Annotated in this window: 18 protein-coding genes; 10 read left to right on the top strand and 8 right to left on the bottom strand. The window is 65.2% G+C overall.

Translation table 11 applies throughout. The features are described 5' to 3' along the window. Positions 1-14: 14 nt before the first annotated feature. The gene (locus AB7532_RS21635; protein WP_441236750.1) at positions 15-881 is read left to right on the top strand and encodes a DUF2380 domain-containing protein; all 867 of its coding nucleotides are present in this window, start codon (positions 15-17) and stop codon (positions 879-881) included. A 1-nt stretch (position 882) separates the two neighbouring features. Here the strand turns inward: AB7532_RS21635 and AB7532_RS21630 are convergent, their stop codons facing one another. The 3 genes from AB7532_RS21630 to AB7532_RS21620 are packed head-to-tail and all read right to left on the bottom strand — an operon-like array spanning position 883 to position 3,920. Beyond that, the gene (locus tag AB7532_RS21630) at positions 883-1,914 is read right to left on the bottom strand and encodes an L-idonate 5-dehydrogenase (RefSeq protein ID WP_441236749.1); all 1,032 of its coding nucleotides are present in this window, start codon (positions 1,912-1,914) and stop codon (positions 883-885) included. A 26-nt stretch (positions 1,915-1,940) separates the two neighbouring features. After that, on the bottom strand, positions 1,941-2,708 hold the full coding sequence (locus tag AB7532_RS21625; protein WP_441236748.1) for an SDR family oxidoreductase: 768 nt from the start codon (positions 2,706-2,708) through the stop codon (positions 1,941-1,943). A gap of 12 nt (positions 2,709-2,720) precedes the next feature. Then, positions 2,721-3,920 (bottom strand): mandelate racemase/muconate lactonizing enzyme family protein, encoded by a 1,200-nt coding sequence (locus tag AB7532_RS21620; protein WP_441236747.1) that lies wholly within the window; start codon positions 3,918-3,920, stop codon positions 2,721-2,723. Between the two features lie 175 nt (positions 3,921-4,095). On the opposite strand from AB7532_RS21620, the gene AB7532_RS21615 reads away from it, so the two are divergent. Both AB7532_RS21615 and AB7532_RS21610 read left to right on the top strand, forming a co-directional pair. Then, positions 4,096-4,863, top strand: a complete 768-nt coding sequence (locus AB7532_RS21615; protein WP_441236746.1) for a GntR family transcriptional regulator — start codon at positions 4,096-4,098, stop codon at positions 4,861-4,863. A gap of 40 nt (positions 4,864-4,903) precedes the next feature. Beyond that, positions 4,904-6,268 carry an MFS transporter gene (locus tag AB7532_RS21610; RefSeq protein ID WP_441236745.1) on the top strand — a complete coding sequence of 455 codons (1,365 nt, stop codon included), beginning with the start codon at positions 4,904-4,906 and terminating at the stop codon, positions 6,266-6,268. 10 nt (positions 6,269-6,278) lie between these two features. Here AB7532_RS21610 and AB7532_RS21605 read toward each other — a convergent pair whose 3' ends face one another. From AB7532_RS21605 to AB7532_RS21590, 4 genes are all read right to left on the bottom strand, one after another. Further along, complete coding sequence (locus AB7532_RS21605; protein ID WP_441236744.1) at positions 6,279-7,529, bottom strand: arsenic transporter; 1,251 nt, start codon at positions 7,527-7,529, stop codon at positions 6,279-6,281. A 24-nt stretch (positions 7,530-7,553) separates the two neighbouring features. Beyond that, positions 7,554-8,828 carry an MFS transporter gene (locus tag AB7532_RS21600; RefSeq protein WP_441236743.1) on the bottom strand — a complete coding sequence of 425 codons (1,275 nt, stop codon included), beginning with the start codon at positions 8,826-8,828 and terminating at the stop codon, positions 7,554-7,556. 64 nt (positions 8,829-8,892) lie between these two features. Further along, complete coding sequence (locus AB7532_RS21595) at positions 8,893-9,333, bottom strand: EamA family transporter (protein WP_441236742.1); 441 nt, start codon at positions 9,331-9,333, stop codon at positions 8,893-8,895. Positions 9,334-9,490: 157 nt separating this feature from the next. Continuing rightward, positions 9,491-11,968 (bottom strand): PAS domain S-box protein, encoded by a 2,478-nt coding sequence (locus AB7532_RS21590; RefSeq protein ID WP_441236741.1) that lies wholly within the window; start codon positions 11,966-11,968, stop codon positions 9,491-9,493. 211 nt (positions 11,969-12,179) lie between these two features. On the opposite strand from AB7532_RS21590, the gene AB7532_RS21585 reads away from it, so the two are divergent. From AB7532_RS21585 to AB7532_RS21570, 4 genes are all read left to right on the top strand, one after another. Continuing rightward, positions 12,180-13,271, top strand: a complete 1,092-nt coding sequence (locus tag AB7532_RS21585) for a zinc-binding metallopeptidase family protein (RefSeq protein WP_441236740.1) — start codon at positions 12,180-12,182, stop codon at positions 13,269-13,271. 152 nt (positions 13,272-13,423) lie between these two features. Further along, positions 13,424-15,439, top strand: coding sequence for an acetyl-CoA carboxylase biotin carboxylase subunit (locus tag AB7532_RS21580; RefSeq protein ID WP_441236739.1), 2,016 nt, complete (start codon positions 13,424-13,426; stop codon positions 15,437-15,439). A gap of 165 nt (positions 15,440-15,604) precedes the next feature. Beyond that, positions 15,605-16,471, top strand: coding sequence for an isocitrate lyase/PEP mutase family protein (locus AB7532_RS21575; protein WP_441236738.1), 867 nt, complete (start codon positions 15,605-15,607; stop codon positions 16,469-16,471). After that, on the top strand, positions 16,468-16,767 hold the full coding sequence (locus tag AB7532_RS21570) for an acylphosphatase (protein ID WP_441236737.1): 300 nt from the start codon (positions 16,468-16,470) through the stop codon (positions 16,765-16,767). The genes AB7532_RS21575 and AB7532_RS21570 overlap by 4 nt, the downstream gene beginning before the upstream one ends. 132 nt (positions 16,768-16,899) lie before the next feature. On the opposite strand, the gene AB7532_RS21565 is transcribed toward AB7532_RS21570, so the two are convergent. Continuing rightward, the gene (locus AB7532_RS21565; protein ID WP_441236736.1) at positions 16,900-18,420 is read right to left on the bottom strand and encodes an ATP-binding protein; all 1,521 of its coding nucleotides are present in this window, start codon (positions 18,418-18,420) and stop codon (positions 16,900-16,902) included. A 149-nt stretch (positions 18,421-18,569) separates the two neighbouring features. Between AB7532_RS21565 and AB7532_RS21560 the strand changes: the two genes are divergently transcribed. Genes AB7532_RS21560 through AB7532_RS21550 form a run of 3 tightly spaced genes read left to right on the top strand, consistent with a single transcriptional unit; the run spans position 18,570 to position 21,242 of the window. After that, complete coding sequence (locus AB7532_RS21560; protein ID WP_212486519.1) at positions 18,570-19,127, top strand: GbsR/MarR family transcriptional regulator; 558 nt, start codon at positions 18,570-18,572, stop codon at positions 19,125-19,127. Between the two features lie 16 nt (positions 19,128-19,143). Continuing rightward, positions 19,144-19,809: a DUF4166 domain-containing protein gene (locus AB7532_RS21555; protein ID WP_441236735.1), complete on the top strand. Its 666-nt coding sequence runs from the start codon at positions 19,144-19,146 to the stop codon at positions 19,807-19,809. Continuing rightward, a complete protein-coding gene (locus AB7532_RS21550) occupies positions 19,806-21,242 on the top strand; it encodes a TIGR01777 family oxidoreductase (protein ID WP_441236734.1) in 1,437 nt (478 codons plus the stop codon). The genes AB7532_RS21555 and AB7532_RS21550 overlap by 4 nt, the downstream gene beginning before the upstream one ends.

Raw genomic sequence — 21,242 nt, 5'->3', positions numbered from 1 at the left:
CACACGAGGCCCGCATGCGCCGCATCAGGTTGATCCTCTCCGCTTTCCTCCTCTTCACCCTTCCGGCGGCGTATTCGCCAGCGGATGCCGAGGCCGCCATCGGCGTGGCCATGGACGATTTCAGCTACACCGACACGTCGGCCGAGCCGGCCAACCAGACCGCTGCCCATGAGCGGCGGCTTCAGGCGTTCATGGCCGCGCTCAGGCGCGATATCGGCGAGGGCGGGCGCTTTCGGCTGGTGCCGTCAGCCCAGGATGGCGCCGCATTCAAGGTCATCGGCGGCATCCAGAAGACCAGCACGCTGGTGCAATGGGCCAAGGTCGCCGTCATCGACGTCGGCGCCAAAAGGCTCGTGATGGACAAGCTCTACACCTTCCGCGGCGACAATGATGAATCATGGGAGCGCGCCGAGGTCTTTGTGTCTCGCGAAGTCATGGCTGCGCTCACCATACCCGCGCCGGTCGCACTTGCTGTGTTCGATTTCGAGCTGGAGGACACGACGGCCGCCTCGGCGGGCGCGTCGGCCATTTCGGATGCGTCCTACCTCGCCGAAGTCACCGGCAGCGTGCGCGAGGCGCTCAGTCAGTCCGGCCGCTACCGTATCGTGGATGTCGGCGGCGAGGTGGCAAAAGCGCAGGCTTTGCGCGACTGCAACGGATGTGAGGCCGCGATCGCGCAGAAGCTCGGCGCGGATCAGTCACTGATCGGCGTGGTGCGGCGGGTCAGCCGCACCGAGTACACGCTCGGCTTCCAGGTTCGCGATGCCAGAACCGGTGCGGTGCTGGCACGCGGCGACAGTGGCCTGCGCCTGGGCGCGGACTATTCGTGGAAGCGGGGCGCCGTGCGGCTGGTGAGCGAACGGCTGGTCGAGAGCCACTAGTTTAGAACGTCAGTTGCACCTTCATCGACTGCGAGCGGTCGCTGGCCAATTCAAACGCGGCGACCGCGTTCTCGAACGGCATGGTCGCCGTGATCAGCGGCTTGACGTCGATCAGGCCTTCACCCATCAGCCGCACCGCGAGCTCGAACTCGGGATCGAAGCGGAAGGTGCCGCGGAGCTGCAATTCCTTGGCGACGATGGCGTTGATCGGCAGCGTCATCTCGCCGCCGAGGCCGAGCTGCACCAGCGTTGCGCCGGGCCGGAGCACGTCGAGCGCGGCGCGCAGCGCGGCCTGGTTGCCCGAGGCCTCGAACAGCGTGTCGAACACGCCCTTGCCGGCGCGCCAGGGATCGAGCGCATCGGCATTCGTCGCGACGTTGATGGCGTGCGTGGCGCCGAGTTTTTTCGCGACCGCAAGCGGTGCGTCCGCGACGTCGGTCACCACGATCTCGGACGCGCCGCCGAAACGCGAAACAAGAATCATCAGCGCGCCGATCGGGCCGCAGCCGGTGATCAGCACGCGCTTGCCGAGGAGGGGGCCGGCCTGCCTGCCGGCGTGGAGGCACACCGCGAGCGGTTCGGCCACGGCGGCTTCCGCCAGCGACAGCTTGTCGGCGATCGGTACGGCCTGCGTCGCATCGACCGTGATGAACTCGCGAAAACCGCCCTGCACATGGGGAAAGCGCATCGCGCTGCCGAGAAAGCGCATGTCCAAGCACTGGTTGCGTAGGCCTTCCTGGCAATGCAGGCACTGGCCGCACGGCTTGCTCGGGTTGACCGCGACGCGCGTGCCTGATTTCACGGCGGTGACGCCGTCACCGACCGCTGCGACCACGCCGGCGATCTCATGCCCGAGCGCCATCGGCTGCTGGATGCGGACGACGCCGAAGCCGCCATGGTGATAGTAATGCAGGTCGGAGCCGCAGATGCCGCCATTGGCGATCTTGACGCGGACCTCGCCCGGGCCGGGCGCCGGATCAGGATAACTGTCGATCCGCAGATCCTTCGGGGCGTGAATGACGACGGCGCGCATGGGCTCGTTCCTTCAGCGTTTCGCGATCACATCGCGGCGATCATGCCGCCATCGACATAGATGATCTGGCCATTGACATACGTGGAAGCGTCCGACGCGAGGAAGATCGCAGCGCCCACCAGCTCGTCCGGTCGGCCCCAGCGCTTGGAGGGGATGCGGCCCATCAGCCAGTTGTTGAAGTCAGTGTTGTTGAGCAGCGCCTCGTTCATGTCGGTGAGCATGTAGCCCGGGCCGATCGCGTTGGCCTGGATGCCGTGCTGGGCCCATTCCACCGCCATCGAGCGGGTCAGATTCTTGATGCCGCCCTTCGCCGCCGTGTAGGGCGCGATGGTGGGGCGCGCCAGCTCGCTGCCGAGCGAGCCGATATTGATGATCTTGCCGTGCTTGCGCGGGATCATGCGCTTACCAGCCTCGCGGCCGATCACGAAGGCACTGGTGAGATCTGTCTCGATCACCTTGCGCCATTCGTCGGTGGTGAATTCCACCAGCGGCTTGCGGTGCTGGATGCCGGCATTGTTGACGAGAATGTCGACCGCAATGCCCTTGTTGTCGAAGTCGTTGAACGCAGCGACGATCGCGGGCTCGTCGGTAACGTTGAACGCGGCACCTTCGGCCTGATGGCCTGTGGCGCGAAACTCGGCGACGGCCTGCTCGACGCGCTTCGGATCGACGCCGTTGATGATGATCCTGGCGCCGGCCTTGGCCATGCCCTCGGCGATGGCGCGGCCGAGACCGCGGGAGGAGCCGGTCACGAGCGCGGTGCGGCCGGAAAGGTCGAAGAGGGCGGTGCTCATCTCAAGAATTCCTCAAACGTTGGAGCGGCGCACGGTCAGATCGGAGCGGTCGAACACCGCAGGCAGAAGGTCGACGCCGAGGCCGGGTCCTTCCATCGGATAGACAAAACCATCCTTGATCGTGGGCATCGTGGTGACAAGCTCATTGTACCAGCCTTTGTAGAACGCACGCACCGATTCCTGGATCAGCGTGTTGGGCTGGCTGAACGACATGTGGATGGCCGCGATGAAGCCGATCGGGCCGATGCAGTCATGCGGTGCGAAGGGCCGGTGATAGGTCTCGGCCATCGCCGCGATCTTGCGGCCCTCGGTGAGGCCGCCGGTCCAGCACAAATCGGCCATCACCACATGCATGGCATCGCGGTCGAGCATGTCCTTGTAGGGGAAGCGCGAGCCCAGCGTCTCGCTGGCGCAGACCCAGACGTCGGTGGAGCGGGCATATTCGGCCAGCGCCTGCGGCGAGTTCATGCGGATCGGGTCTTCGTACCAGGTCGGCTTGTAGGGTTCGAGCGCGCGCGCGATCTGCTTGGCGGTCGGGAGATTCCAGAGCGAGTGGAGCTCGACCATGATCTCCATCTTGTCGCCGACGGCCTTCCGAATCTTCTCGAACGGCTCGATCGCCTGCTTCATCTGCGCGGCGGTGATGTAGAGGCCCTTGTTTTCCTGTGCGGCGGGATCGAACGGCCAGATCTTCATCGCGGAGATTCCGCTCTCCAGAAGGCTTTCGGCGAGCCCGTCGGCACGGTTCATGAAGCCGTCGAGATCCTCATAGGGACCCTTGTTGGCGCCGAGGTTCCAGTTCGACACCGGGCTGATATTGGTCGAGCGGACATATTGGGTGCCGGCGCAGGTGTTGTAGATGCGCTGCTTGTCGCGGCAGAGGCCACCGAGCATCTGGTGCACCGGCTGATTGCAGACCTTGCCGAACAAATCCCATAGCGCGATGTCGATCGCGGAGGCCGCGCGATACTCGACGCCGGTGGACGACTGCGCCATCGGCAGGTTCAGCATGTCGCGATGGATGGCTTCGATGTGCAGGGGATTGCGGCCGAGCAGGCGGCCGGCAAAGGTGTCGTGGATCTGCGCTTCGACTGCGCCCGCGCCGTAGAAGGTTTCACCGAGACCGATCATGCCGGTGTCGGTGTGGACGCGTACCCAGATGACGTTGGAGAATTCCTCGGTGCGCAGCGTCTCGATCGACGTGATCTTCACGGCCATTCTCCTCCCGTCACAGGCGCCTCGCGCCTGACTTCTCATTTTGCGCTGCAACATGTTGCAGCACGCGCGGACGTCTTACGCCTGCTTGTAATATATCACAACATGTTTTAAGGCTGCGACAAAGGGCGCCATCCAGCAACGAGAGCGCAGGCTGACGGGAGAGAACGACATGGCAAAGCGCAAGCGCGCGCTCGAGGTGGTGAGGAACGACGACGACGGCGAGGGCAAGCCCTCCCGACGTAACCGGCTCAACTTCTTCGAGCTGGCCTACCAGAAGATCGAAGAGCTCCTTGTTCACTGCGAGCTCAAGCCCGGACAATTCATGACGATGCTGGAATTGCAGCACATCACCGGCTTCGGGCGCACGCCGGTGCACCATGCCGTCAACCGTCTGTCCGCCGACACCCTCATCATCATCCGCCCGCGCCATGGCCTGCACATCGCGCCGATCGATCTCGCGCGTGAGCGCATGCTGCTGGCCCTGCGCCGGGACATGGAGCGCTTCGTCGTGCGGCTTGCGGCCGATCGCGCCAGCCTTTCGCATCGCAATCAGGCGCTGCACATCGAGCGTCTGTTGCGCGAGCGCCGCGCGACCCTGACCCTCGACGAGTTCAACAGCATCGATCGTCGCATCGATGCGCTGGTGCTGGAAGCCGCCGGCGAGCCGTTCCTGGTGCACACGCTGCGGCCGTTGCACACGCTGTACCGCCGCATCGGCTACATCCACCACCGCTTCATGCCGGGGCAGACCGATCTGTCAGGCACGATCGATCGTCACCTCGCCATTCTCAGTGCAGTCGCCGGACGTCACGTCGAGGACGCCGTGAAGGCGAGCGATGCGCTGATCGACTACATGGACCAGATGTTCAAGGGCATGGAGGCGGGGATCGATCCGCGCCTGCTCGACTGCAGCATCGAGCCGCTGCTTGGCGCTTGAAAAGTACTGGGCGGAAAGAGTTTTGAAGAAGGGACCAGACATGTCGACGATGGCAATGCCACAACCGACCGCGAGCGAAGCCGCGGTCCGCTACCTCATCACGAACTACAGTCCGAAGGGCAACAAGGTCGGCTGGCTGATGATGGCCTCGATCCTGGTCGAAGCCTGGGACCTCTATTCGATCGCCTTCGTGCTGATCTTCATCAAGGAGCAGTTCAATCCCGATCCGCTGATGCTGGGCCTTGCCGCGGCCGGCACGCAAGGTGGCGCCCTGATCGGCGCGCTGCTCGGCGGCTGGCTGTCCGACAAGATCGGCCGCCGCGTCATGTTCCTGGTGACGATGGTGATGTTCATCGTGCTGGCGTTGGCGCAGGCTTTCGTGCCGAACGTGACATGGCTGATCGTGATCCGCTTCCTGCTCGGCATTCCGCTCGGCTCGGACATCTCGACCGGCTACACCTACATCATGGAATCCATGGCCAAGGGTGAGCGCGAGGTCATGGGTAACCGCTGGCAGTTCATGTTCGCCGTCGGTGAGGTGCTGACCATCGGCGTCATCGTCATCTTCCTGCTGCTCGACATCAACCACGAGACGCTGTGGCGCGTGACGCTCGGCCTCGGCGCGCTGCCCGCGCTGATCATCCTGGTGATGCGCCACGACGTGCCGGAGACGGCGGTGTGGCTGGTGCAGAAGGGACGCTACCGCGAGGCCAAAAAGGTCGCGCGCGAAATGTTCAACGACGATCTCGCCATGCTGCCGGACCAGGACGTGGTGATGCCGAAGGTCTCTACCAGCGCTTTCATCGCCGACCTCAGAAAGGATCCGATCCGCTGGCGCGCCACGATCTACGGCTGGATCGCCTGCTTCGTGCAAGCCAGCGAGTTCTCGACCTTCGCGTTCTACCTGCCGGTGCTCTTTGTCATGGTCGGCGTGTCGAGCATTCTGGGCATCAATCTGGTGACGATGGCGCTGTTCTCCTTCGCCGCCGTATCGGGCTGGGTCGGTCCGTTGCTGACGCCGAAGATCGGGCACCGCGGCATCTCCATCGCAGGCTTCTCGATCGTGCTGGTCTCGCTGCTGGTCGCGGCTTTCGCGCTCTACACCGACAACAAGATCCTGCTGCCGTTCGCGGCGGCCGCGATGTTGTGGGGCCATTATTGGGATGCGTCGAACTGCATGACGATCCCGACCATGGTCGCCAAGCCGAAGTACCGCGGCACAGCCAGCGGTTTCGCATACATGTTCGTGAAGCTGCCGTCGTTCATGGCGATCTTCCTGTTCCCGACGGTGTTCGCCGCGATCGGGCAGGCGAATGCCACGCTGATGGTCGCGATCTTCCCGCTGATCGGATTGCTTGCCGCAATCTTCATCCTGCCGGAAGTCTACGGCTACGAGAACGACTGACGTCTGCGTGTTACCTGATCGCGGCGGCCAAGGCCGCGATCAGGGCCGGCGGCGTCACCAGCATGCCGAGCTTGAGAAACCGCCAGGCGCCGACCTCGATCTTCTCCCGCCGCAGCGCGACCAGCCACAGGATGGTGGCGAGTGAACCTGTAACCGACAAATTGGGTCCGAGATCGACGCCGATCAGGATGGCGCTGACGACGGGCGCGGGCAGATGATCGCCGGCGGCAACCGAGCCAGCGACGAGGCCGATGGGCAGATTGTTGGCGATGTTGGTCGCGACTCCAGTTGCAATGCCCACGCTCCAGGCGGCCTGCGTCACGGATTGCCCGACCGCCTGATGCAGCAGCGCGCTGAGCTGCCCGATCACGCCGGTTTTGACCAGCGCCTCCACCATCACGAAGAGCCCGCCGACCAGCGGCAGCACGCTCCAGGACACGCCGCGCAGCACGGGCAGCGGTGATTGCCGGCTGATCAGCAGCACGATCGCAGCCGTCACCACGCCGCAAATGAACGTCGGCAGCCCCAGTTGCTTGTCCAGCGCCGACGCCGTGACCAGCACGACTCCAATCGCGACGATGCCGACCGCCGTCAGCTTGCCGCCGCGGCCGAGCTTCGGATGCGGCACGCTGCGCGCGATCGTATCTTCCTTCAGCGCGCGGTGCTGGGTCAGGCGCAGCACGATATAGGTCAGCAGGATCGAAGCTGCGGAGGGCAGGGCGAACAGGCGCAGCCATTCGGTGAGCTGTGGCATGTGCGCGCCGAACACCACGAGGTTGGCGGGGTTCGAGATCGGCAGCACGAAGCTTGCGGCATTCGCGATGAAGGCGCAGACGAAGAGATAGGGGAGCGGTTTTGCACCGGCTGCGCGGGTCGCGGCATAGACGGCGGGCGTCAGCACGATCGCGGTGGCGTCGTTCGAGAGCAGCACGGTCACGATCGTGCCGACGATGTAGATCAGGAGAAACAGCCGCTGCGGCGAGCCGGCTGCATACTCCACGGCGACCGCGGCGAGATAATCGAACAGGCCTTCGAGCCGCGCCAGCTCGGCGATCAGCATCATGCCGATCAGGAAGAGATAGACGTCGATTCCCTTCTCGACGCCTGTCAGCGCGTCCTGCCACGGCAGCAAGCCAAACAGCACTAGCGCCGCGGCGCCGAAGACAGCCCAGATCGCCTCGGGTAGCCGAAAGGGCCGGATGATGACGCCTGCGGTCGCGGCGACGATGATGCTCCAGGCCCAGATGGCGTCAGACGGCACGTTCAATCCTTGAAATGGAATGGTTCACTCGGCAGCGATAGCGGAAGCCGATGCCGCTGTCTTCCCCCTCGGGCGCGGGTTGCCATGCCGTGTCTCGGGCAGCGCGAGCAGGCAGACGAGCGCACCGATCGCTGCGACCCCGCCAAGCGTGAGGAACGCCGCGCTATAGCCCGCACCGACCACGACGAAGCCGGCGAGCGTCGTCGACAGCGCAGCGCCGATGCTCTGGGCGGTGATGACGGCGCCTTGCGCGATGTTGAAGCGGCCGGTGTTGCGCATGAGGTCGGCGACGATGACGGGGAATATCGCCCCAAGGATACCGGCGCCGACGCCGTCGAGCAGCTGCACGCCGACCAGCCAGAACGGATTGTCGGAGAGCGTATAGAGCGCCCCTCGTAGCGGCAGGATCAGCAGCGCAGCGAGGAAGAAGCGTTTGTGACCCCAGCTGTCGGCCTTGGCGCCGACCAGCATCGCGAACGGCACCATGACCAATTGGGCGGCGACGATGCAGGCTGACATCAGGCTGGTGCCCATGTTCTTGTCCTGAAGCGCCAGCTTCTGCCCGACCAGCGGCAGCATCGCGGCATTGGAGAGATGAAACAGCAGGACGCAGATCGCGAAGACGAGGAGGGGACGGCAGGTCAGCAGCACCGCGAGGCCGGATGGCTGCTCGTGCTGCGCATCCGGACCTGCATCGTGCAGCCCACGGGCAAGATCGTGGTCGATGGCGCGGGCGGGGATTGCGAGGATGCTGACGAGGCTTGCGACGGCCATGCCGCCGAGAAGGTAGAACACGACGGTCGGACCGAACCAGTAGGCGGAGAGCCCCGCAAGCCCCGCCGCGACCGCATTGCCGGCGTGATTGAACGTCTCGTTGCGGCCGATCCGCCGGGTGAAGGCGGCATGGCCGAAGATGCCGAGCGAGACGGCAGCGATCGCCGGTGGAAAGACGACCGCGGCAGCCTGCGCGATGCCTTGCGAGATCGCGACCGGCAGGAAGCCCGGGAACAACGGCAGCGACAGCGAGGCGAAGGTCACCATGATGGCGGCTATCCCCATCAGCAGCCGCTTCGCCCGCGTCGTGTCGACCAGCGCGCCGGCCGGCGTCTGCGCCACGATGCCGGCGATGGTCGCGATCGACATCACGAGGCCGATGCGCGCCTCGTCCCAATGCTGCTCGGTGAGGAGATAGACGGCGAGATAGGGGCCGAGCCCATCGCGGACGTCGGCAAGGAAGAAATTCGCCGCATCCAGCGCGCGGCCGGCCTGCCTTGCCTGATCGGGATTTTCGCTCGACATCCGTTTCTCGATCGCGGCTGGGGGCACCCCGGCACCAACCAATCTTGCCGCAGCTTGTTCCGCCCTAGAACTTCACCGCCAGCAGCACCGCGCCCGCGCCGATCATGGCGATGCCGATCCAGCCTTGTGCGGTCGGGCGCTCGCCAAGAAAGGCGAAGGCGAACAAGGCTACCAGCACGACGCTGAGCTTGTCGATCGGCGCGACCAGTGTTGCCGGGCCAAGTTTCAGCGCGCGGAAATAACAAAGCCACGACGCGCCGGTCGCCAGCCCCGACAGCACCAGGAACAGCCATGTTTTCGAGGAGACCGCCGAGGGCACCGCGAATTGCCCGGTGAAGAACAGCAGCACCGAGAAGGCCAGCAGCACCACGATGGTGCGGATGAAGGTGGCGAGGTCAGGATTGATGTTCTCGACGCCGACCTTGGCGAAGATGGCGGTGAGCGCGGCAAAGCAGGCGGAGAGCAGTGCCCAGGTCTGCCAGGCGGAGAGGAGGGCGGGTTTCACGTCATATAAGCCTGTTCGAGTGCGACTGCGTCACCGCGCCGTCATTGCGAGGAGCGGAGCGACGAAGCAATCCAGAATCTCTCCGCGGAACGATTCTGGATTGCTTCGCTGCGCTCGCAATGACGGAGTTGATGGCGGCGTCTTGCGAACTTCATACCTACCGTGCCACCGACAGCTTCTCCGTGATCGCCTTGCGCAGGATGCGCGACAGCGACTCCACCGAATACGGCTTCTGGATCAGCTCGAATCCACGATGGGCATTTTCCGCGAGCACGTTGCTGTAGCCGGAGGTGAGCACGACGGGCAGGCCCGGATAGCGCTCGCGGATGATGCCGGCGAGTTCGACGCCGTTCATGCCGGGCATGATGACGTCGGAGAAGACGAGGTCGACGGCGAATTCGTTCTCGCCGAGGATCGCGAGCGCGGCATTGGCGTTGGCGACGCGGCGGGTAACATAGCCGAGGTCTTCCAGCAGCTCGGTCGAGAACTGGCCGACATCGTCATTGTCCTCGACCACGAGCACGCGGTAGCCGCGCCCCGTCGTGGCGGTCTCGCTGGTCAGCGCCGCGGCTTCCTTCTCGGCGGCCGGGCTTTGCGCCTGCGGCAGGTAGATGGTGAAGGTCGCGCCCTTGCCGTGCGCGCTCGTCACCGCGATGTCACCTTCGGACTGCTTGGCGAAGCCGAACGCCTGGCTGAGACCCAAACCTGTTCCTTTGCCGACCTCCTTGGTGGTGAAGAACGGCTCGAAGATGGCGTCGATATTTTCGGGCGCGATGCCGCTGCCGGTATCGGCGACCGAGATCGCGACATAGTTGCCGCCACGCGCCGACTGCGCGCGCAAGCTGGGTATGCCCTCCACCTTGCGCACGGCGATGGTGAGGCGGCCTTCGCCGTCCATGGCGTCGCGGGCGTTGATGGCGAGGTTGATCAGCGCGGTCTCGAATTGCGCGATGTCGGCCACCGTGAAGCAATCGGCATCGTCGATCTCGACGACGATTTCGATGCGACCGCCGACCAGGGGGCGAACCAGCTGGGCCACGCCCTCGACCTGGCTGCCGACGTTGAAGATCTGCGGCTTCAGCGGCTGCCGGCGCGCGAAGGCCAGCAGCTGTGCAGTCAATTTCGAGGCGCGCTCGACGGTGTCGGAGATGGCGTCGACATAGCGGCGGCGGCGCTCCTCCGGCAGCTCGCGCCGGCGCAGGAAGTCGGTGGCGGAGCGTATGATGGTGAGGAGGTTGTTGAAGTCGTGCGCGACGCCGCCGGTGAGCTGGCCGATCGCTTCCATCTTCTGCGACTGCCGCAGGGCTTCCTCGCCGCGGCGGCGCTCGGTGATGTCGACGGCCTCGGGCACCGCGCCGGTGATGTTGCCGTGACGGTCGAGCACGGGGCGCATGCCGAACTCGAAATCGCGCTCGCCGATGGGCAGGCGCAGCCGCATTTCAAGCCGCACCGCTTCGCCCTTCAGCACGGTCTCGAACGCCTCGCGAACGGTTGTGCTCATGCCATGCGTGCCGGTGAACCAGGGCGTCTCCCATAGCGGCTTGCCGATCACGTCCTCAGAGCGCGCCTTGAAGCCATCGAGCGCGGTGTTGTTGGCGTAGAGCAATTCGCCCTTGAGATTGACCAGGCCCTGATACTGGTTGCTGGTCTCGAGGATCGCGCGCAGACGCGCCTCGTTGGATTCGAGTTCGGCGGTGCGCTCGACGATGCGCTCTTCCAGCGTCTCGTTGAGCTGGCGCAGCTCGATCTCGGCCTGCTTGGCGACGGTGATGTCGTGGGCGACGCCGATGAAGCCGATATGCTTGCCGGTCGGATCCCAGCGCGGCTGCGATTCCGAGCGCAGCCAGCGCCATTCGCCGGATGCGTCCTTGTAGCGCGCCTCCAGCACGAACGGTTTCAGCGAGGCTTCGCCCTGGACGGATTGCTGGAGCACATGCGGCAGGTCGTCGGGATGCAGCACCTTGCGCCAGTCGAAAGCGATGGCTTCGTCATAGGGCAGGCCGACGAAATCGACATAAGCCTGGTTGGCAAAGGACCGCGTTCGGTCGAGCTTCGTCACCCAGATCGGCACCGGCGCGCTGTCGGCGATCAGCCGAAATCGCTCCTCGCTCTCGCGCAGGGTTTCGCGCACCAGCATCTGGTCGGTGACGTCGATATGGGCGCCGACGAGGCGGATGGCGCGGCCATTGCCGTCGCGCTCGATCTTGGCGACGACCCGGATCCAGCGGGTCTCGTGGTCGCTGGGCCGGATGATGCGGTATTCGGCGGTGTAGTCCTCGCTGGTTCCGGCCAGCGCATCCATGAAATGTTGGACGGTCGCGTCGCGGTCGTCGGGATGGACGCGGCCGACCCAGTCCTCGTGCGTTTCGTCGGCGGCCTCGGCGGGCAGCCCGTGGATCATCAGATATTCCGGCGAGCGGCGGTTCTTGAAGCCCTCGCGGAAGTCGACCTCGAGGCCGCCAACCCTGCCGATGCGCTGGACGCGCGCCAGCTCCGCCTCACGCTCCTGGAGCGCGCGATAGGCGTTGTCGCGCTCGCGCGCGATCTCGTCGAGGTGCTGGCGCAGCCGTTCGGCGGCGATGGTCTCGGGCAAGGGATCGTTCAAGGTGTCGGCCGGTGTGATGCGGGAGCGCACGTGCCGAACCGATATTCACACAGACAAAGCGTGATGGCCATTGCTCAAAAGGGAATAGGTCAGGAAACGCCCACCGAACGGCGTGGCGGGTATGAACGAACGGCCGGTCTGGCTATTTGTTCCAAACATTGGAACGATGAGGCTGTGGGCGCGTATCTGCGAGGCGCCACAACTGATATTCGTAAGACTCCCTTTCCCAAGAGGCTAAATCTTGAAGCTCTTTGTCTGCCAGGACTGCGGCAACGTTCTCTATTTCGAGAACCGCGCCTGCGAACGCTGCGGCCACCGGGTCGCCTTCCTGCCGGAGAAGGAGACGATGTCGGCGATCGAGCCCGACGGGGAGGGCTGGAAGATCCTTGCGGACAAGGGCGAAAGACGCATGTTGTGCAGCAACGCCGATTACGATGCCTGCAATTGGCTGACGGACGCGGGCGATACCACCGGCTACTGCCGGGCCTGCCGCCACAACGGCATCGTGCCCGATCTCTCCGACACCGTTCAGCTCGCCGGCTGGCGCGAGCTGGAGGTGGCGAAACACCGGCTGTTCTATTCCCTGATCCGCTGGAAGCTGCCGCTCCAGTCCCGGCAGGACAATCCCGAGCACGGGCTGATCTTCAATTTCCTTGCCGACGATCCGAACAGCGGACAGAAAGTCTTGACCGGCCATGACAACGGCCTGATCACGATCGCACTCACCGAAACCGACGGCAGCGAGCGCGAGCGCCGCAGGCTGGAGATGGGCGAGCCTTACCGCACGCTGCTCGGGCATTTCCGCCATGAGGTGGGGCACTATTTCTGGGACGTGCTGGTCCGCGACGGCGGCAGGCTGGAGGAATGCCGTGCGGTGTTCGGCGACGATTCCGTCGATTACGGCCAGGCCTTGCAGCGCCACTATGCCGAAGGCGCACCGCCGGACTGGCAGCAGAGCTACGTCTCGGCCTACGCCACCACGCACCCCTGGGAAGACTTTGCCGAAACCTGGGCTCACTACCTCCACATCGTCGATACCCTGGAGATGGCCGCCGAGTTCGGTATGGAGGTGCGCCCCAGGGTCGACCACGACGGGGAGTTGACGACGCGCATCCGCTTCAACCCCTACGAGGCGAAAGGCATCGAGGCAATCGTCAACGCATGGCTACCTTTCACCTTCGCCATCAACAGCGTCAACCGTGCCATGGGCGCGCGCGACCTCTATCCCTTCATCCTGTCGCCGGCGGTGGTCGCCAAACTGGGCTTCATTCACAGCCTCGTCCGGGACGTGGCCAGAGCCGGGAAGCCGCAGTCCGTCGCGGGGACCAGCTAGCCCGTTTCGGTCTTGCGCTGGTACGCCAGAGCGGCCGGATTTAGACCGTTGCCTCCGGCCGATTTTGATGTACCACGGGTGCCACACGGCCCGTCCCATAGGCCCCAACGGCCAGGGAAGGGTCCCGCCCAAGGTCGAGACTCAAGAAAAGCATGTTCAAACGCATTCTGATCGCCAATCGCGGCGAAATCGCCTGCCGGGTCATCAAGACCGCGCGCCGCATGGGAATTCAGACGGTTGCGGTCTATTCCGAGGCCGACCGCGACGCCCTCCATGTCGAGATGGCCGACGAGGCCGTGCTGATCGGCCCGCCCGCAGCCGCCGAGAGCTATCTGGTGATCGAGAAGATCGTCGAGGCCTGCCGTAAAACGGGGGCCGAGGCCGTGCATCCCGGCTATGGCTTCCTCTCCGAGCGCGAGGCGTTTCCGCGCGCACTGGAAGCCGCCGGCATCGTCTTCATCGGCCCGAACCCGGGCGCGATCGCCGCGATGGGCGACAAGATCGAATCCAAGAAGGCTGCGGCCAAGGCCAACGTCTCGACCGTGCCGGGCTATCTCGGGGTCATTGAGGACGACAAGCACGCGGTGCGGATCTCCGACGAGATCGGCTACCCCGTGATGATCAAGGCCTCAGCCGGTGGCGGCGGCAAGGGCATGCGCATCGCGCATTCCAAGGCCGAGGTCGCGGAAGGTTTCAATCTCGCCAAGGCCGAGGCGAAGGCGTCGTTCGGCGACGACCGGGTCTTCGTCGAAAAGTTCATCGTCGATCCCCGCCACATCGAGATCCAGGTGCTGGGCGACAAGCACGGCAACGTGATCTATCTCGGCGAGCGCGAGTGCTCGATCCAGCGCCGCAACCAGAAGGTCATCGAGGAGGCGCCGTCGCCGCTGCTCGACGAGGCCACCCGCCGCAAGATGGGCGAGCAGGCCGTCGCGCTGGCCAAGGCCGTGAATTATGATTCCGCCGGTACCGTCGAGTTCGTCGCAGGCCAGGACAAGAGCTTCTTCTTCCTGGAGATGAACACGCGTCTCCAGGTCGAGCATCCCGTCACCGAGCTCGTCACCGGCGTCGATCTGGTCGAGCAGATGCTGCGCGTCGCCGCCGGCGAGAAGCTCGCGATCACGCAGAAGGACGTCACTCTGACCGGCTGGGCCGTGGAATCGCGCCTCTATGCCGAAGACCCGTTCCGCAACTTCCTGCCCTCGATCGGGCGTCTGGTGAAGTATCGCCCGCCGGCGGAAGTGAGCAAGGACGGCATCACGGTGCGCAACGACACCGGCGTGCAGGAGGGTGGCGAGATCTCGATCCATTACGATCCGATGATCGCCAAGCTCGTCACGCATGCGCCGTCGCGCGCGGCCGCGATCGAAGCACAGGCGACCGCGCTGGACTCGTTCTATGTCGACGGCATCCGGCACAACATCCCGTTCCTGTCCGCGTTGATGCATCATCCGCGCTGGCGCGAGGGCAATCTCTCGACCGGCTTGATCGCCGAGGAGTTTCCCAAGGGCTTTGCGGTGCGGGTGCCCGAAGGCGAGGTCGCGCGGCGGATCGCCGCTGTCGGCGCCGCCGTCGATCACGTGCTCGGCGAGCGCAAGCGGCAGATCTCGGGCCAGATGGGCGGCCGTATCGTGCAGCGTGAGCGCCGCCGCGCAGTCTGGCTCGATCGCCAGGAGATTTTGCTCGAAGTCGCGCGCGAGGGCGACGCGATTGCGATCCGCTTCGTCGATGCCGGCGGCAAGGCCGGCAATGCGCATCTGTTGCAGTCGGCATGGAAGCCGGGCGATCCGGTCTGGCAGGGCACCATCGACGGGCATTTCGTCGCGGTGCAGACACGCCCGATCGCCAATGGCATCCGCCTCGCGCATCAGGGCGTCGAGGTCCCGGTCTATGTCTGGACCGAAGCGGAGGCTGCCTCGGCGAAGCTGATGCCGGTGACCACGGCTGCCGACACCGGCAAGAAGCTGCTCTGTCCGATGCCCGGGCTCGTCGTCTCGATCGCGGTGACCGAGGGGCAGGAGGTCAAGGCCGGCGAGACGCTTGCGGTGGTCGAGGCCATGAAGATGCAGAACGTGCTGCGCGCCGAGCAGGACGGCACCGTGAAGAAGGTGCACGCCAGCGCCGGTGCGACGCTTGCGGTGGACGCGCTGATCCTGGAGTTTGCGTAGCTCGTCAAGACGCGATGGCGGCGCCACAAACGCCGTCATTGCGAGCGCAGCGAAGCAATCCAGAAACGCACCCGCGGAGACAGACTGGATTGCTTCGTCGCTAAGCGCTCCTCGCAATGACGGAGATTGGGGCAACCGCGTCGGTCCCCAGAGAGAGACAGCACCATGGCCTTTCGTTCCCGCCGCGAGAAACTGCGATCGATCCTGTCGGGCGGGGTTTGCGTCCATCCCGGCTCGGTCTACGACGCCATCTCGATCCGCATCGCCGAGGACCTCGGCTTCTCCCTCGGCATGTTCGGCGGCTCGGTCGCCTCGCTCGCGGTGCTGGGCGACCCCGATGTCACGCTGATCACGCTCACCGAATTGGCCGAGCAGATGCGGCGGATGTCGCGCGCGGCGGCGCTGCCGGTGCTGGTCGATGCCGACCATGGCTATGGCAATGCGCTCAACGTGCGCCGCACGGTGCAGGAGCTGGAGACTGCGGGGGCCGCCGGCCTGACCATCGAGGACACGCTGCTGCCGGCCGCCTTCGGCGAGGCCAAGGCGCAGTTGATCTCGCTGGAAGAGGGCGTCGGCAAGATGAAGGCCGCGCTCGATGGCCGCGGCGATCCCTCGCTGGTCATCATCGGCCGCACCGGCGCGGCCTCGATCACTTCGATCGATGATGCGATCCGCCGCGCCAGGGCTTATGAAGCCACCGGCGTCGATGCGCTGTTCTTCACCGGCATCAAGTCGCGTGCCGAGCTCGGGGCGATTGTCGCGGCCACGCATCTGCCGATCGTGCTTGGCGGCGCGCCTGAGGACATGAACGCGATCGACTATCTAGCCGGCCAGCGCGTGCGCATCGCGCTCCAGGGCCACGCGCCGATCGCGGCGGCGACGCAGGCCGTCTACGAGGTCCAGAAGGCGCTGCGCGACGGCACGCCGCCGAAAAACCTCAAAGGCCTCCCATCGTCTGAATTGACCTCGCGCGTCATGCGAGAGGCCGACGTGAAAGCGCGCAGCGCCGATTTTCTCGGACTGAAAAAATGAGCCGGGCGATCCTTCAGGTCATGATCAGCGGTCGCGTGCAAGGCGTCGGCTATCGGGCCTGGCTCGAATCCCAGGCGGTCGCCTGCGGGCTCGAAGGCTGGGTTCGCAACCGCCGCGACGGCAGCGTCGAGGCGCTGTTCGCAGGTCCGCCCAATCACGTCGCCGACATGGTCGCGCTGTGCCGTCATGGCCCGCCGTCGGCGCGCGTGGACAGTGTGACGAGTGAGACGGCGAGCACGGATGAGTTGAACCTGCGCAGGGCAGGCGAGACGTTCTCGGTGTTGCCGACGGTGTAGCTTCAGAGAATCTCGTCATGCCCGGGCTTGTCCCGGGCATCCACGTTCTTCCTCCCGCGCGGCTAGCCGTGGATGGCCGGGTCAAGCCCGGCCATGACGCCGTGGTGACTTTGATGCCCTAAGCTCGCTTGGTCACCTCGGCAGCTTCGAGATCGCTTCGCTCAGTTCGTGAATCTCATACGGCTTGCGCAGGATCGGGAAAACGCCGCGCACGCCGGCGGCGGCTTCGCTGTAGCCGCTGGCGAGCAGGATCGGCAGGTCGGGGCGGGTCTGGCGCAGGAGATGGGCGAGGCCGAGCCCGTCCATCTTGCCGGGCATGACGATGTCCGAGAAGACGAAGTCGACGCCGTTGTGCTCGAGCTCGCGCAGCGCGGACTCGGCGTCGGCGACCCGGTGCACACGATAGCCGAGCTGCTCCAGCAGGCCGATGCTGACGATGGCGACATCAGGATTGTCTTCGACCAGCAACACCGTGCCGCTGCCACGCACGGGCGCTGTCTCGATAGTCTCATGCGCTGCGGTCGCGGTTGCGCGCGGCAGCAGGATGGTGAAGGTCGTGCCCTTGCCGAGCTCGCTTGCGACCTTGACCGTGCCGCCCGCCTGGTGCGCGAAGCCGTGCACCTGCGACAGGCCGAGACCGGTGCCTTTGCCGACCGGCTTCGTCGTGAAGAACGGCTCGAAGATCTTGTCGACGACGTCGAAGGGAATGCCGAGCCCGGTATCGGCGACGGTGATGGCGACGTACTCGCCGCTGTGGAGCGGATCGTCCAGCACGATGTTGTGCGCGCCGACCGTGACCGTGCCGCCGTCGGGCATGGCATCGCGGGCGTTGATGACGAGATTGAGCAGCCCGGTCTCGAACTCCGAGACGTCGGCCCTGACCGGCCAGACCTCACGCTCGATGTCAAAGGCAAGACGAACCGCGCTGCCGACGCCGGCGTGAAGCACTTCGCGGATCGCATCGATCCGCTCACCGAAGGTGATCGCCTGCGGATTGACGCTTTGCCGCCGCGCGAAGGTGAGCAGCTGGGCGGTCAGCGCGGCGCCGCGCTTGGAGGCGGTATCGATCGCAGAGATCGCGCGCTGAAACTTCTCGTCGTCGGGATCGCCTTTCTTCAGGATGTGAAGGCTGCCGGTGATGATCATCAGGAGATTGTTGAAATCGTGCGCGACGCCGCCGGTGAGCTGCCCGAGCGCGTCGAACTTCTGCGACTCGGCGAGCTGAGTCTGCATCGCCTCGAGCTTGAGCTGCGCGGTGCGCCGCTCGGTGATGTCTCGCGTGATCTTGGCAAAGCCGACGAGGCGGTCGTCCTCGTAGATCGGGTCGATGATGACGCTCGCCCAGAAGAACGTGCCGTCCTTGCGGACGCGCCAGCCTTCCTCCTCGTAGCGGCCCTGGTCGCGCGCGATGCCGAGCGCACGCGCCGGTTTGCCGATGGCCCGGTCGGTCTCGGTGTAGAAGCGGGAGAAATGCTGGCCGAGGATTTCCTGGGGCGAGTAGCCCTTGATGCGCTCGCCGCCGATGTTCCAGCTCGTGATGATGCCGGTCGGATCGAGCATGTAGAGCGCGTAGTCCGCGACTCCCTCCACCAACAGCCGGAAACTCCGTTCGCTCTCGAACAAGTCTCTCTGTTGACTGGACTTTTTGACCATTCCACAACCCCGCCTGAACCGGGGCAAACGCGCAAGCGTGCGTTTGGTTCCCTTGTCGGTCAGTCTTTAGGCAATTTCGATCAGCGGCATACAGGACGCAAGCCGCATCCGCACTTGACACCCAATCGTATTCGTCAGATATTTCTGTCATGACAGAAATAACCGGAAAGAAGAAACTCCCTGCCGCCGTCGAGCGCTTCATCCTGCATTGGGGCGACATGGGGGACGGGTGGGGCGTCAATCGCTCGGTCAGCCAGATCCACGGGCTGCTCTATCTCGCGGAGGCGCCGATGACGGCCGAGGACATCGCCGACACGCTCGGCATGGCCCGGTCCAACGTCTCCAACTCGCTGAAAGAGTTGCTCGCCTGGAACCTGATCCGGCGGGTGCCGATCCTGGGTGACCGCCGCGACCATTACGAGGCGGAGACCGACATCTGGGAGGTCGCAGCTCGGATCGCGGCGCGCCGCAAGGAGCGGGAGCTCGACCCGGCGATCACGGCGCTCCGGGCCTGCGTGTCGGACGCCGCCGACGATCCCACCATCAATCCGGTCGCGAGCAAACGGCTGAAGGAGATGCTCGCCTTCACCGAGCTCGCCGACCATTGGTTCATGCAGATGCTGAAGGTGCCGCGGCCGCGGCTGGTCGCCTTGATGCGGCTTGGCGAGAAGATCGCCAATTTGCTGCCGCTGGGCAAAGCCAAATAGGTCTGAGGAGGTTGTGATGACGTCGGCGAGATTATCAGCCTCCAGCGCATCAACCTCCACTCACATCAAACTGCTCGACGACCGCCGCTTCCGCGCGCTGCTGTCGGACGAGGACTGGGGACGCCTGCCGCTCGGGACCTGGCGGCGCTTTTCGAAGCGCGTGGCGGACGGCGACAGCGTGGTCTATGTCGGCGTGGTCGACGAGCTATCCTTCAGCGACATCGGCTGGTGGTTCGCGCAGGCCGCGCGTCTGATCGGCGGCCCGTTGCCGACCGGCCGCGACACCGGCGTGCCCATGATCGTGACCGTCACCGAGGACGGTGCGACCGGCGGCCAGACCTGGACCCGCATCTGCGCGCGCAAGCGCGGCTTTCCGCAGGTGATCCATTCCGCCAAACGTTTTGCCGGCCCGACCGGGCTGGAGGAATATGTCGGCTTCGGCGTCTCGATGGCGCTGCGTATCGCGGTCGAAGGCCATGCGCTGACCTTCCGCAGCGCCGGTTACGGCCTCCAGATCGGCAGCTTGTGGATCCCGCTGCCGCAATGGCTCACGCCGGGCGATCTCACGGTGACGCACAGCGATCTCGGCGAGGGCGCGTTCCGCTTCACCCTCGATGTCATTCATCCGCGTTACGGCGCGCTGATCCACCAGTCCGCCGTGTTCAGGGAGGCCATATCATGACGCCGCTGCTGTGGACGCTCATCGCCATCCAGATCGTGATGGGCGTGTTCGACACCTTCTATCACCATGAATTCACCGAGCGTCTCGCCTGGCGCCCCTCGCAGCGCTTCGAGCTGAAGCTGCACGGCATCCGCAACATGCTCTATGCGCTGCTGTTCCTGCTGCTTGGCTGGCTCGAAGTCTATGGCGTGCTGGCGCTGCTGATTGTCGCCGTGCTGGTCGCCGAGATCGTGATCACGCTGATGGATTTCGTCGAGGAGGATTTGAGCCGAAAATTGCCGCCGAGCGAGCGGATCAATCACACGCTGCTCGCGATCAATTACGGTGCCATCCTGGTGCTGCTGCTGCCGGTGCTGATCGACTGGGCGGTGCAGCCCTTTGGCGTGATCGTCGTAAACCAAGGGCTGCTCAGTCTCGCCGCGAGTGCCTGCGCGGTCGGCGCGGCGCTCTGCGGCGTCAGGGACTTTGCAGCGATGCGCCGGCTCGGCCGCATGAAGAGCGTTCCTGCAAGCGGACTTGTCGAAAAGCTGCCGGGCCGCAAGACCGTGCTGGTCACGGGCGCGACCGGTTTCATCGGCGGTCGTCTTGCCGCAAGCCTCAGTGGAGCAGGGCATCATGTCATCGCGCTGATCCGCAACCCCGCCAAGGCCGAGATGCTGCCGCCGCCGGTGACGCTGATCACCAGCCTCGATCAGCTCGCCCCGGACACGCCCATCGACGCCATCGTCAATCTTGCCGGCGAGCCGATCGGCAACGGGCTCTGGACCGAGGCGAAGCGCGCAAAGATCATCGGCTCGCGCGTGGACATGACCGGCGAGGTCGTCAAGCTGATCGCACGGCTCGACCGCAAGCCCGAGGTGCTCGTCAGCGGCTCCGCGATCGGCTGGTATGGCCTGTGGGCCGACCAGGTGCTGACGGAGTCTGCCAAGTCTCATGCCTGCTTCAGCCATGAACTCTGCGCGGCCTGGGAGAAGGCAGCACGCCCCGCGGAAGAGCTTGGCGTGCGCGTGGTCAATCTGCGCATCGGCCTCGTGCTCGGCACGGAAGGCGGCTTCATCACGCGCATGCTGACGCCGTTCGAGTTCGGCCTCGGCGGACCGCTCGGCACCGGGCGCCAGTGGATGTCCTGGATCGAGCGCGACGATCTCATTCGCTTGATCGCTTACGTGATGGCGACGCCCGATCTCACCGGCCCCGTCAACGCCACGGCGCCGATCCCGGTCACCAACGCAAAGTTCACCGAAGAACTCGGCCGCCGCCTGCATCGGCCCGCCGTGTTCCGCATTCCCGGTGGACTGCTGCGCCGGATCGGCGGCGGCTTTGCCGACGAGCTTTTGCTCGGCGGTCAACGCGTGCTGCCGAACAAGGCGCTGAGCCGTGGGTTTGTATTCCGGCACGAGACGTTGCGGAGTGCGTTCGAGGCGATCCTGTGA

Origin of the sequence: Bradyrhizobium sp. 930_D9_N1_4 (assembly GCF_052076015.1) — a bacterium.
In the GTDB taxonomy this organism is placed as follows: Bacteria; Pseudomonadota; Alphaproteobacteria; order Rhizobiales; family Xanthobacteraceae; genus Bradyrhizobium.
The sequence above is the reverse complement of the archived record's forward strand: the minus strand, read 5'-3'. Positions and strand labels throughout refer to the sequence as shown.